This window comes from Pseudobutyrivibrio ruminis (assembly GCF_015057245.1).
In the GTDB taxonomy this organism is placed as follows: Bacteria; Bacillota; Clostridia; order Lachnospirales; family Lachnospiraceae; genus Pseudobutyrivibrio; species Pseudobutyrivibrio ruminis_E.
Genome location: NZ_SVET01000008.1, coordinates 32,098 through 46,235 on the forward strand (window position 1 = coordinate 32,098; position 14,138 = coordinate 46,235).

Annotated in this window: 7 protein-coding genes; 6 read left to right on the forward strand and 1 reads right to left on the reverse strand. The window is 39.1% G+C overall.

Annotated elements, in window-relative coordinates; translation table 11 throughout:
* Positions 1-221 precede the first annotated feature (221 nt).
* From E7274_RS08400 to E7274_RS08410, 3 genes are read left to right on the forward strand one after another with little or no spacing between them, the layout of a single operon-like run.
* The gene (locus tag E7274_RS08400; protein WP_304175211.1) at positions 222-2,582 is read left to right on the forward strand and encodes a glycoside hydrolase family 3 C-terminal domain-containing protein; all 2,361 of its coding nucleotides are present in this window, start codon (positions 222-224) and stop codon (positions 2,580-2,582) included.
* 35 nt (positions 2,583-2,617) lie between these two features.
* Positions 2,618-3,169 carry a GtrA family protein gene (locus E7274_RS08405; RefSeq protein WP_033153794.1) on the forward strand — a complete coding sequence of 184 codons (552 nt, stop codon included), beginning with the start codon at positions 2,618-2,620 and terminating at the stop codon, positions 3,167-3,169.
* Positions 3,170-3,211: 42 nt separating this feature from the next.
* Positions 3,212-6,157, forward strand: a complete 2,946-nt coding sequence (locus tag E7274_RS08410) for a glycoside hydrolase family 3 protein (protein ID WP_304175213.1) — start codon at positions 3,212-3,214, stop codon at positions 6,155-6,157.
* A gap of 57 nt (positions 6,158-6,214) precedes the next feature.
* On the opposite strand, the gene E7274_RS08415 is transcribed toward E7274_RS08410, so the two are convergent.
* Positions 6,215-7,285: an HD-GYP domain-containing protein gene (locus tag E7274_RS08415; RefSeq protein ID WP_304175215.1), complete on the reverse strand. Its 1,071-nt coding sequence runs from the start codon at positions 7,283-7,285 to the stop codon at positions 6,215-6,217.
* A 241-nt stretch (positions 7,286-7,526) separates the two neighbouring features.
* Here E7274_RS08415 and E7274_RS08420 point away from each other — a divergent pair, with 241 nt between their 5' ends.
* The 3 genes from E7274_RS08420 to E7274_RS08430 all read left to right on the forward strand — a co-directional run bounded on the left by E7274_RS08420 (position 7,527) and on the right by E7274_RS08430 (position 14,121).
* Complete coding sequence (locus E7274_RS08420) at positions 7,527-8,543, forward strand: glycosyltransferase family 2 protein (protein WP_304175217.1); 1,017 nt, start codon at positions 7,527-7,529, stop codon at positions 8,541-8,543.
* A gap of 865 nt (positions 8,544-9,408) precedes the next feature.
* Complete coding sequence (locus tag E7274_RS08425; RefSeq protein WP_304175219.1) at positions 9,409-10,221, forward strand: hypothetical protein; 813 nt, start codon at positions 9,409-9,411, stop codon at positions 10,219-10,221.
* 243 nt (positions 10,222-10,464) lie between these two features.
* Complete coding sequence (locus E7274_RS08430) at positions 10,465-14,121, forward strand: SpaA isopeptide-forming pilin-related protein (protein ID WP_304175221.1); 3,657 nt, start codon at positions 10,465-10,467, stop codon at positions 14,119-14,121.
* Positions 14,122-14,138: the final 17 nt, after the last annotated feature.

Here is a 14,138-nt window from a genome sequence, read left to right on the forward strand (position 1 = left end):
AGTTATCCGTGATAAATGACAAGTTGTCCTTCGGGGCAACTTTTTTTTGTGGCAGGGTGTAAATTAATATCAAGAAAGAATTAGTTGAGGTTATTCCAGTGAGTCTGTAGCCATCAAGCTCTGATAACTCTCAAGTGAGATATGTATCGAACGGAGAGTTCATCAGGCTTGTAGGCGTAACAGACGGACTTCGGCTAATTAGTATTAAATGGAGGATGTAGATGGACGCTAAGGAAATTATTTCACAGCTTACACTTATGGAGAAGGCAGCTCTTTTGAGCGGAAAAAATGAGTGGGAATCACGTGACATTCCAAGACTTGGAATTCAGTCGATTTCATTTTCAGATGGTCCTCACGGCTTACGTCGTCAGGAGGGGGCAGGAGATCATTTGGGGCTTAATGCATCTCTTCCAGCTACATGTTTTCCAACAGCAGCTACAGTAGCAAACAGCTGGGATGAAAGTCTTGGTGAAGAAATTGGAGCGGCTCTTGGTGAGGAAGCAGTTGCACAGAACGTTGATGTACTTCTTGGTCCAGGCTTAAATATGAAACGTTCTCCACTTTGCGGACGAAATTTTGAATACTTTAGTGAGGATCCAATCCTCGCCGGCAAGATGGCAGCTTCTTATGTAAGGGGTATACAGAGCAAGCATGTTTATTCTTGTCCAAAGCATTTCGCAGTTAACTCTCGCGAGTATCGCAGAATGGCAATGAATGCAGTTGTTGATGAGCGTACACTTCGAGAGATTTACCTTACAGCATTTGAAATTGCTATTAAAGAAGGTGGAGCAAAGACAATCATGTCTGCTTACAACGAAGTTAATGGCAAGTATGCAAATGAAAACGAGCATTTGCTTGTAGATATCCTCAGAAATGAATGGGGATTCGATGGAATCGTAGTTACTGACTGGGGTGCAAGTAATGACCATGTTGCTGGTGTTAAGTGTCAGTCAAATGTGGAAATGCCAAACCCAGGACTTGATTCAGCTAGAGAGCTTATTAAGGCAGCTACAGAGGGCGAAGGTCGTATCACAGAGGAGGAAATCGATAGAGCAATTCTTCCTATTATCGAAGCAGCAATCTACTTCAAAGAAAACGACCACACAAAGGGCTTTGATAAAGAAGCTCATCACGCTATCGCTAAAAAGGCGGCTGTTAACTCAGCAGTTCTTCTTAAGAACGACGAGGACATCCTTCCACTTGCAGCAGGCACAAAGGTATGCCTTAGAGGACCATTCGTGGATAAGCCACGTTATCAGGGTTCAGGAAGCTCACAGGTTAACTCAACAAAGGTTGAGACAATCAGAGAGCAGATTGCAAATTACGATTTACAGGTTATTGATGATCCTGAAGCAGCGGATGTTGTTTTATTCTTCTTTGGTCTTGATGAAATCGCAGAGAGCGAGGGAGCAGATAGAATGTCTATCGACGTTCCTGAGTATCAAATCAAAGAGCTTGAGGAGCTTACAGTTTACAACAAGCACATCGTTGGTGTTATGAGTGCTGGTTCATCAGTAAAGATGCCATGGCTTTCAAATCTCCAGGGATTGCTTCACGGATACTTAACAGGTCAGGCAGGAGCTTCAGCTCTTCTTGATATCATCACTGGAAAGGAAATTCCTACTGGTAAGCTTTCTGAGTCTTATCCATTCGCATATGCGGACTGCTCAATTGTTAATTATGCAGGTCAGGAAAAGAGAAATCTTCAGTATCGCGAAGGACCTTTCATTGGATATCGTTATTACGATACAGCAGATGTGGCAGTTCAGTTCCCATTCGGATATGGACTTAGCTATACAACATTTGAGTATTCAGCACTTTCTGTTACAGAGGATGGTGTTAAGTTCACTATCACAAATACAGGAAAGCGCGACGGTGCTGAAATTGCTCAGCTCTATGTTGGCAAGAGCCAGTCAGGACTTATCCGTCCTAAGAAGGAGCTTAAGGGCTTCAAGAAGGTATGGATTAAGGCTGGAGAATCAGTGGAAGTAGAGATTCCATTTGATGATAAGACATTCCGCTATTTCTCAACTGTTTCAAACAAGTGGGAAATCGAAGGCGGTGAGTATCAGATTTACGTTGGAAAGAACGTTGCTGACATCGTACTTACAGGAACAATCACAAAGGAAGGAACAATTGAAGAGCTTCCTTACGATATCGAAACACTTCCAAGCTACAAGACAGGAAAGGTTAGAAACGTTCATTACGAGGAGTTCGAAAAGCTTTATGCTAAGCCACTTCCTGAGGAAAAGGTTGGACCACTTGATATCAACGATGCTCTTTGTCAGATGAAGGATGCTAAGAGCGGACTTTGCAGATTAGTTTACAAGATTCTCAAGAGTAATCTTGATAAGTCTTATGAAAAGGGTGTTCCAGACTTGAACACAATGTTCATCTACAACATGCCTTTCAGAGCAATCAGCAAGATGTCTGGCGGAATGGTTAGCCGTGAAATGGTAGAGTCAATCGTAACAATCGCCAATGGACATTTCTTCAGAGGCCTTGGTGGTGTGATTGGAGGTTTCTTCCGCAATCGCCGTATGAACAAAAAATATGAGAGTAGATTAAATCATAAAGAATAATATGTGAGTCTGTAACAGACGGACTGGAGGATTAAATGAATTTATGGAATAGTTTTGCTGAGAAGCATCCAGCGGCAGCAAAGTGGGTGCGCGAAGGTGGCTTGTTTGTAATAGTAAGTAACTTGATTACAGTATTCAAATATTTATTACTTACATTTTTGCCGGCAGCCTTCGCATTCTTAGGCGACAGAGCATTTGGATGGCCAGGAATTCCACTTACAATCGCAGGTGAGACTTTCGATTGGAATATCCTTGGTTATGATCAGGCACACGGAGGACTTGCTTACTTCACAGCTTATATGATTGCAATGGTAATTGGTGAGTGCATTAATTTCCCAATTCAGAAGCTTTTCGTTTTCCGTAATCATGATAAGCCTGGCAAGCAGATAGCATGGTATATTGCAGCATTCATTGTAATCACATGCATCGTTAACTCAATTAACTGCATCTGGGTAGCAGTTGCAGGAATGTTTGTACCAGCTTGGCTGTACAACATTGGAACTACAGTACTCAACGGCGGCGTTTCTATGGTGGTCTTCTTCTTTGTAAATAAGATCATCTTCCCAGAAACACCAAAGGCCGAATGAGATATAACTTTTAACGCTAGTTGAAAGGAAGGAGAAGAAAGAATGTTATCAATCAACATTGCGGACGTTATCGCCGTACTACAAACAATGATTCCACAGCTTATCGTTATAGGCGTGGCACTCGTTGCAGCAATCATCGTTACAATTTGTGCGATGAAGGCTAAGAAGCCTCTTAAGGGCTTCATCAGAAAGGAAGCTTGGCTTGCTTTCGCATTAGTAGTAGTTATAGTAGTAAATACTATTCTACTTGGACCAGTTTACTCAATGGTAAACATGGCAATGGGTGGTGGCACAATCTCAGATGAAGCCATCGAAGAGGCAAAAGCTCTTGCAACAGAAATTGCTGAAGAGGGTATTGTTCTTTTAAAGAATGATGATGCAGCACTTCCTCTTGCAGAGGGAACAAAGGTCAACGTATTTGGTTGGTCTTCAACAAACCCAATTTATGGTGGTACAGGATCAGGTGCACTTTCAGATGCATATCCAACAGTTGATTTCCTTACAGGTCTGACTGATGCAGGTATCGAGTACAATCAGGACCTTGTAGATTTCTATACAGGATGGAGAACAGAAAGACCTACAGTAGGTATGATGGGACAGGATTGGACAATTCCTGAGCCAACAGTTTCTGAGTATGGCAGCCTTATCACAGATGCTAAGGATTTCTCAGATACAGCTATTTTCTTCATCGCACGTTCAGGTGGTGAGGGAGCAGATCTTCCACAGTCATATGATGGAGAAGAGACATACAGCGATGATGGCTCTAGCTTCTTTGGAGCAACAGGTGTGCGTTACTCAGATCAGAAGGATGATCTTGATGCATCTAAGTCATACCTTGAGCTTTCAAACAGAGAGCAGGCACTTCTTGATGAAGTAACAGCAAACTTTGACAAGGTTATCGTAGTTGTTAACTCAGCAAACGCTATGGAGCTTGGCTTCGTTAACGATTACTCACAGATTAAGTCAGTTCTTTACTGCCCAGGTACAGGTCAGACAGGTTTCGACGGACTTGGCGAGATTCTTGCAGGTCAGATCAACCCATCAGGTAAGACAGCTGACACATTTGTATCAGACTTATTCGCTACACCAACAGCAAACAACTTTGGTGATTTCGATTACACAAACATGGAAGAGTACGGATATGAGAATATGTTCGCTGAGGGCGGCATGGCTTATCCTACTTTCGTAAACTATGTAGAAGGTATTTACGTTGGTTACAAATATTATGAGACAGCCTATGCTGAGGCTCAGGCTGGCAACATGGAGTTCGATTACGACTCTGCAGTAGTTTATCCATTCGGTTATGGATTATCTTACACAACCTTCTCTCAGGAGATGGGACCTATTACAAATGATGGTACAACAGTATCATTTGACGTAACAGTTACAAACACAGGCGATGTTGCTGGTAAGGATGTTGTAGAAGTTTACTACAACCCACCATACACAAACGGCGGCATTGAGAAGGCAGCAGCAAACTTAATCCAGTTTGCAAAGACTTCTACACTTGAGCCAGGTGCATCAGAGACAATCAACATCTCATTTGCACTTGAAGATATGGCTTCATACGACACATACGGCGAGGGCTGCTATGTACTTGAGGCTGGTGATTATGAGATTTCTATCAACTCAGATTCACACAACAAGATTGCTACAGATACAGTAACAGTTGGCTCTACAATCGTTTATGATGAGTCAAACAAGCGTGAGTCAGATCAGGTTGCAGCTACAAACCAGTTTGGCTTCGCAGAAGGTGATGTAACTTACCTTTCACGTGCAGATGGCTTCGCTAACTATGACGAAGCAACAGCTGCTCCAACAAGCTATGAAATGTCTGATGAAGCAAAGGCTACTTACTTCAACGAGACAAACTATGATCCTACTGATTACAATAATGATTCAGATGTAATGCCTACAACAGGCGCTGACAATGGTGTTAAGCTTGCAGATCTTCGTGGTCTTGATTACGATGATCCAATGTGGGATACACTTCTCGATGAGCTTACAGTTTCAGATATGAACACACTTATCGAGCTCGGTGGATACGAGACATCAGCAGTTGATTCAATCGGCAAGGTTATGACATACGATTGTGATGGTCCTGCTTCAATCAACAACAATTTTACAGGCCAGGGTTCTATCGGATTCCCAGCAGCAGTTATGATTGCTTGCACATGGAATAAGGACATTGCACTTGCATTTGGTGAGTCAATTGGCCGTATGGCAAACGACATGGATGTTTCTGGTTGGTATGCTCCAGCTACAAACACACACAGATCTGCATTTGCAGGACGTAACTTCGAGTACTACTCAGAGGATGGCGTACTTGCAGGTTGGATGTGTGCAAACGCTGTAAATGGTGCAAGAGAGTGGGGCGTATACTCATACGTTAAGCACTTTGCAACAAATGACCAGGAAACAAACAGAACAAACTTCCTTTGCACATGGCTCAATGAGCAGTCATTGCGTGAGATTTACTTAAAGTCATTTGAAATTGTATTCAAGAACTCAAACCCAGGTGCAACAATGGTTGCATTCAACAACATCGGTACAGTACCAGCTGAGGCTTGCTCAGAGCTTCTTAACACAGTACTTCGTGGCGAGTGGGGATTCAGAGGTCTTGCAGAGACAGATTACTTCGGTGGATACGGATATCAGGATTCTGACCGTATGATTAGAAATGGTTGCGACCTTATGCTTGCAACATACTCTACACCACAGTCTACAGTTACAGATCAGGAATCTGCTACATCAGTAATTGCTATGAGAACAGCTTCTCACAACATTCTTTACACTGTAGTAAACAGCCGTGCATATGATTCAGAAATCAACGCAGGCCTTCCTACATGGGAGAAGATTCTCTTCGCTATCGATGCAGTACTTGTTCTTCTTATCGCTTGCCTTGAGTACTTTGCAGTAAAGAAATATCTTGCAAAGAAGAAAGAGGTAGAAGTAGAAGCAGTTGTAGAAGAGACAACAGAAGAGTAATAAAGACATAAAGATAGGGCAGCTCGAAAGAGTTGCCCTTAGTTTTTTTATAAGATTTTATTTAACAATTACAGTGCTAAGATAATTGCGGTCATTTGATAAATCAACAACCGTTTGAATGCTTGTAATCTTAATGACTGGTCGAAGTGGATATGCCCTATTCTGACGAACAACCACACCTTCCTCACCGTTGCTAAGCTTGATGGTAGAACCATTTGGATAGATGTTTACGATTGTAAGGAATGCTCTGAAGTATTTCAGATTAAACTTATTACTCATTGTAAACATTATTTCAATTGCTTCTGCAGGAGTGTAGGCTCTCTTGTATGGCCTTGCAGTAACAAGCGCATCATACACATCTACAATAGAAATGATTTGAGCCATCTTTCCAATCTGGTCCCCAGAAAGATTTCTAGGATATCCTGAACCATCAATATTTTCATGATGATTTAGGATTGCCTGGCGCATCTCCTCTGTAAGGTCGGGAGAGTTGGCAAGTAGGCGATATCCTCTTACAGGATGAGTTTTGATTAATTCAAACTCTGTGGCTGTAAGCTTTCCTGGCTTATTTAAAATTTCATTTGGAATTTCTTCTTTTCCGATATCGTGAAGAAGACCTACAACGGTAATATCTTTTACAAATGAATCAGATTCTCCTAAAGCCTTCGCTAGAATGGCTGCCATTGTACCTACATCCACTGAGTGTCTGTAAGTGTACTCATCGCATACCTTTAGCTTTGAAAGGTTAAGGCTTAAGGATTTAGAGTCATTTATTATGCTGCAAACCTTTTCTCCAATTTGAATGATTCCTTTAGTCAAGCTATCTATATCATCGAGATTAGCATATAGCCTAGCTAAAGACTCCATGGCGTACTCTCTGAAGCTTTCATCAAAACATATGGAATCATCTGGAAGTGGAAAATCATCCTCTAATTCAAATTCATCCGCATCTGAATAATAAATTGTAGCGTGGATTTTACCGTGATAGTCAGACAACGACTTTAAAATCTTTTGGTCGATGACTGTCATTTTTGGGCATAGAAGTGCCCCCGAATCTGTATAGACGTCAGTTTCTGTAATACATCCCGCCGGTAGATCACTGACATATCCATATACATCTTTAATCATACATTACTGTCCCTTTAAAACGCAAAAATTTCTTTGTGTTGATAACAATGTTATTATACACCCTTAATAATGTGTTGACAATGAAAACTATAATGTTGTATGAAAAACTTTTATGTCTTTTAGAATTTGTAGTTTTGGGAAACTGGGCAATAATTGATGGTTCAAATAGGATGATGTGCCGTTGAAGAATTCAGTATGATTTGTTAAAATTGTAAAGGTTAAATTAGTTAGGAGAGTATTTATGAAATTACTAAGTTTTGCAGTACCATGTTACAACTCAGCAGCTTATATGGAGCATTGCGTAGAGACACTTTTACATGGTGGTGAAGATGTAGAAATAATAATAGTAGACGACGGTTCTACAAAAGATAACACAGCAGAAATCGCTGACAGACTTGCAGCAGAACACCCTACCATCATAAAGGCTGTTCATCAGGAAAACGGTGGTCATGGTCAGGCTGTCAACACAGGTCTTAAAAATGCCACAGGCTTATTCTTCAAGGTTGTAGACTCAGATGACTGGGTAGACCCAGATGCATACGACAAAATCTTAAAGGTATTACGTAGCTCAGTTGAAAATGGCAAGCAGCTTGATATGCTTATTTCAAACTACGTGTACGAAAAGGAAGGTGCTCATCACAAGAAGGTTATGTCATACTCAAACCTTCCAAAGAACAAGTACTTCTCTTGGGATGAGACAGGTCACTTCAAAAAGGGCCAGTACATTTTGATGCATTCAGTTATCTATCGCACAAAGCTTTTACGTGACTGTGGAATGGAGCTTCCAAAGCACACATTCTATGTTGATAACCTTTATGTATTCTACCCACTTCCATATGTAAAGACTATGTACTATCTGGACGTAGACTTCTATCGTTACTTTATTGGTCGTGATGATCAGTCAGTCAACGAGAAGGTTATGATTTCTCGTATCGACCAGCAAATCAAAGTCAACAAGCTTATGATGGAAGCATACGACTACAAGAATATTAAGGATAATCATGTTAAGAAATACATGTTCAATTACTTAGAGATGATTACAGTTATCTCTACAGTTCTTCTTATGAAGAGCGGCACAAAGGAGCATCAGCAGAAGCGTCATGATCTTTGGAGATACATCAAAGAGCAGGATTACTACTTATATAGAAAGCTTCGCTATGGCTTCATGTGTGCAACTACAAACCTTCCTGGCTATGGCGGCCGCGCAATCTCTATCACAGCATACAAGATTGCCCAGAAGGTAGTAGGATTCAATTAATCATCAGATTAGTTGAAACTGTTGCTTACACTGGCAACAGTTTAACCCCAGGATTCAACTAACCCCAGGATTCAACTAACCATCAGGATTCAACTAGACATCAGGCTCACCCGTGCGGTGAGCTTTTTTGTTGCTTTTTCACATAGACTTTAATGGGGGAGCATGATAATATCTTTCGTATCGAAACGCGATTCTTTTGAACCTGGTTCACAGGTTCATGTCCTGGAGTGCAAACGGGGCATTATTTCCATTTTATTTTTAGGGGAAACGAAAAATAAGTGGCTTTTTGTGGTGCAGCTTTTTGTAAAGGCGGTGCTTGCAATAGCTATGGAGGTGAAATTTGTAGAAAAATAGATATTTGATTGGGCTGGCGATTAGTTTTAAGTGGCTGGCTTGGGGCTGGGGATTGGCTGGTCTGGTAAAAGAGGAAGGCTGGACTATATATTCTGACTAAGGCTGGAAAATATAGTCGAGATTTACTGGCTGGACTATATATGCTGACTAAGGCTGGGAAATATAGTCGAGATTTATTAGTTGGACTATATCAGGAGAAAAGATAGAGGATATATAGTCGGTGGAGATGGGCTGTGACTATATAGGAGCCTTGTAGCGGGCCATATATAGTCAAAATTGGGCTATCGGACTATAAATTACGAGGTGATAGGGAATATATAGTCGATTATTGGTCAAAATGACTATATGGATAGGCAGATAGGAAAATATATAGTCCCAGACGGCGAAAATGACTATAAAAGGACTAGCTTCTATTGTATTTATAGTCAGTGGCATATATTGCTGACTATAAATGGAAAGGGTATGGGGAGTTCTATAGTTAAAAGATAGATGAGAAATGGAAAGGAAACATATGACAAGTTACAAACAGATTTTAAAACTATTGAATGTTCGAAAGGTGGAGCTTGATACGATTATTGAAACAAAGAAGATTGAATTGAAAAATGCTCCAGAAGGAGAATTACGTACTGCAAAGTGTAGAAATAAGATTCAGTATTTTAAAAGAGAGAAAGGCGGCGATTCAAATGGAGAATACATAAAGTATTCTGATATAGATTTGGCAAGACGATTAGCACAGAAGGAATATGATAATTACGCTATACAAGCAGCCGAGAAGGAAGTGAAAATGTTAGATAGTATGAAAAGATTGTATGATGGGAGAGCTATTGAGCATATTGGATTAAAAATGGTTAAAGCAAAAATGGCTTTGGTTACGCCAGTGGAGAAGTCGGATGAGGAATATGTGGCGGAATGGTTGGCACAGGAGTATGAGCCATTTGACTATTATAGTGAAGCTCTTACATATGAAAATAGCAAAGGAATAAAAATGAGGTCGAAGTCGGAGGTGCTGATTTCGAATATATTGGATGAGTTGGGGATTCCTTATTTGTATGAGAAGCCACTGAAGCTGCCAGATAATAGGAAGGTTGGGCCTGACTTTACACTGTTAGATATGCGAAATAGGCAGGAGGTTTATTTGGAGCACCTGGGGATGTTAGACAACATTGATTATATGGAGAAGAACATAAGAAAGATTGGTGAATATGAAGATGCAGGGATTTATCGCGGAACTAGGCTGCTTATTACCTATGAAACAAAGAACAAACAGTTTAATGTGAAAAGGATAAAAGGAATGCTAGCAGAATACTTTGGCAAAAGTATTTAAGCAATTGATTTAGGAAAACCGCAAAATAGAAGAATAGCGGCTTTGTTTATATTTACGATACTTTTACTCCAAGTTTTCTAGCTTGGGGTATTTTCTTGCCAAAATTTTGCACTTCTTGCCAAGCCACTTTTAAAACGTTACACGGTGTAATAATATATCATTCGGAACACAAGAACGACACATTTTATATACATTATCGTCACATATACCGTTTCAGTTAACGTTTAAGGGAGTATTTGTTAAATGAAAAAGAACAGATTACTTAACAGAACATTATCTTTTGGTCTTGCGCTTGCGCTATTTATTTCTTCACCTGCATCAGTGTACGCTGGAGAAATGAATGATGCGTCTGTGGAGACCATCGTTGAAAATATTGACCAAGGAGGTGCTTCTGATGAAGGGGAGTCATCAGGTAGCGATTCTACAACAGCCTCTGAGGGAACAAATTCTGAGACTGGTTCAGAATCTAAAGATTCTGACCAGGTAAGCTCAGATGCTTCTACATCTGAGAATGATTCCAATTCAGACGAGCAAGTTAATAAAGGTGAGACACCAGAGTCATCTGATGAGACAACTGTTGATGAAGCAGAGACAGATGCTGATAAGAAAGCTGATGCAGATGCAGACGCTGATAAGGATGCAGAAGATGAGGATGAGGAAATCACATACGATTACGAATCTAACAATGATGGTACTCATGTAAAGAAGTGGGTTGACAAAGATGGTGTGGCTCAAGAAGAAACAGAGGACTGCGAGTACGGTGAAGATGGTAAATGTATTCACTGTGGGTATGAAGAATCTCAAAAATATGAAATTAATGTTGGAGATTACAAGATTACTGCTTTAGTACCGGCTGGAGCTTTTGATATAGATGTGACTTTTGGAGCAGAACAGGTGGATCTTACATCAGATGAAGAGGAACTAATTAGTGAGGCTTTATCAAATGCTGATGTTAAAACATATACAGCATTTGATTTGCATTTTGTAAATCAAAGCAGGGAAATAGAACCTAATGAGGGGTATAACATAAAAATATCTATAGAATCAGATAAGATAGAAGCGGACCAAGTTGTTCATATTAAAGAGAATGAAAATAGTGATGAAAAGGTTGCGGAGGTTGTTGATTCTGATTCATCAGATGAAAAAGTTGATTTTGAATTGGATAGTTTTTCAAAAGCGGTATTAGTTGGAATTGATGAAAGTAGTATTCTTTACAATGATACGGCTTATGGATCAGCTTATTCGGATTTAAAGTATTCAGGCAAAGCAGCTAATTACAAACGGTATTCGGGGAGTATGTATGATTATCTAGTTCAGGTAAAATGTCAGGCGGGTTCTGTTAGTAAGACAATTTCACCTAGTGACGGAAATGATACACTATGTTTCGCCTATCCAAGTAGTTCTGGAATGTATATCAATATGACGTTTAAAGCACCTGAGAACTATTATATTTCAGGAGTTGCTTTTCAAAGAGTTAATTACCACGGAAGCAATAGTGAGTGGTATGGAACGAATAATTCAAAATATAGTTATTGGGAGGGAACTTCCTATGTAAATCAACTGACAGTATCAACGTGGATGGCTACTCAAGGTGGAAATACACAGCACTATAATTGTTTTACAGTTTATTTAAATGAAATACCTACTAATCTTACATCGGAATCCACTATTGTATATGGCGCAAAATTTGTTAATTATGAAAATGGGTCAACTGGAAGTTCTGATACAGACGGTAATTCAGTATTTGGTCCTAATTTCTTATTTAATGGCGGAAAAAATGGAAACGATAGTAACCATTGTCACTATGGAAAAGTTTATCAGGGATTAGCTACAAAATACGCTAATCCTAACCACTTTAATACAAGCTTCAAGATAATAGCTAGTGGTTCAACTAATAAATTATTTTTTCCTGACTATAATGATTATCTGTCCAATACATCTAATTATTCTTATATAACTGAATATTACAATAATGCAGGAGTTCAGTTTAATAAGGATGAAGATGGATATTGGACATTAGATAGTAGCAAATATAAGTATGTCCATGAAACTGATTCAGAAGGTCAGGTTATAGTTAAGCCAACTGATGGTACACAGTTTAGACCATTTGCGAATAATGATAACCATTTTGGAATGTTACTTCCAATTGCATTTACAGTCCCATCTGATGGAAAGATTAACGGAAAAGATGCAATATTCAAGTTCTTTGGTGATGATGATGTATTTGTGTATATAGATGGTTATTTAGTTCTTGATTTAGGGGGCATCCATAACTCTGTAGCGGGTCAGATTAATTTTAATACTGGTGATGTTTTAATTCAGGGATATGAGAGTGGAAAGAAGCTTACTTCGTCTTCAGATGCAACCTGTTATGCAAACCAAGATACTAATTTAAATACTAATATTTATAAAATATTAAAAGAAAATAATGTTTCCGAATTAAGTCAAAGTGAACACACACTTACTGTTGTCTATTTTGAAAGAGGAGCTAATGAATCAAATTGTAAAATTAGTTTCAATTTTAATAAAGAAGAAACGAGAACGGTAGAATATAAGAACTTCAAGGTTGACGAAAATGGTGATGGCCTAGCTGGTGCCACCTTTAAGTTATATACAGATGAGGAATGCTCAACAGTAGCAACAGTTAATATAGGTGAGGAAGAGCAAGAAGCTATAGCGGTTTCGCAGGATGACGGAACAATAAAATTTGAAGGGTTATCTGCTGGACATATTGTTGATGGTCAATCTGTTAGCAAAACATATTATATGAAAGAAACTGAGGCACCGAAAAATTATGCTACTCCGACTAATGCGATATGGAAATTAGTTATTACTGCATATATAGATGGAAGTGTTAGTACGATTCTCACTCCGCTCAATGATGAGGCAATAAAACTTTCTATTGATGCTGACGGTAATCAAATACAAGATCTTACTACTGAAGTTAAGGCAATTAGGAATAAAACAACACAATGTAAGTTGACATTTATGAAAACAGTTGATTACTGTGATTCAAAAAAGGACTTGTATTCAATTAAAGTGGAGAGAGTATTAGACGATGGTAGTACTGAAATAATCGATGTGGATTCAGAGGATATAACTAGTACTTGGCATGGCGATTCAGTTATTTGTGGGTATAGTGAAGGAATATTTAATATATATGCTTTTCAAATAGTAACTCTGAGTAATTTAGAACCAGGGACTTATAAGATTTCCGAAGTGGGTGCTTATAAATATCTTGAAACAGTTGATGGCAATGACATATATGACTGGAATAATTCAGTGTTAGAAACATACGATACTGAAATATATGTTGGTAATGAAGATAGCATACAGGAAACAACAGTAAGCATTGACATAGGACAGGGTGACGAAGAAAACATTGTGATTTACAATTCTCATAAACAAACATATTCTTGGGTTTTGAAAAAAGTTAATGCTAATAATACCAGCAAAGGTCTAGAAAATGCTGTATTCAAGTTAACAAATAAAAAAGATAGTAGTTCCGCTTATTATGGAATAAGTTCTTCAAACGGATTAGTAAAATGGTACACCGATATGGAAGGTGTGAATGAGGTTCAAGATATAACTGACGGAGATTATTTATTGGAAGAGATTAAAGCACCTCAGCAATTTGCACTTAATCCAGAAAAGTGGAATGTAAAAATACAAAAATATAAAGGGATTACAGTTACTGGTAAAGATATTAGTGGTAATACCATAAAGTACAGCACAACTTCAGATAATACAGAGATAACAGTATTGTTTGAAAACGAAGTTGCTTACACACTTCCAGAAACAGGTGGAAGCGGAGTTTACGTTTATACAATCGGCGGTATCCTACTAATGATTGCGGGGGCGCTGTTGTTATATAAAAACAAAAACAATAAAAGCAAATAAAGAAAAAGGAGAGAAAA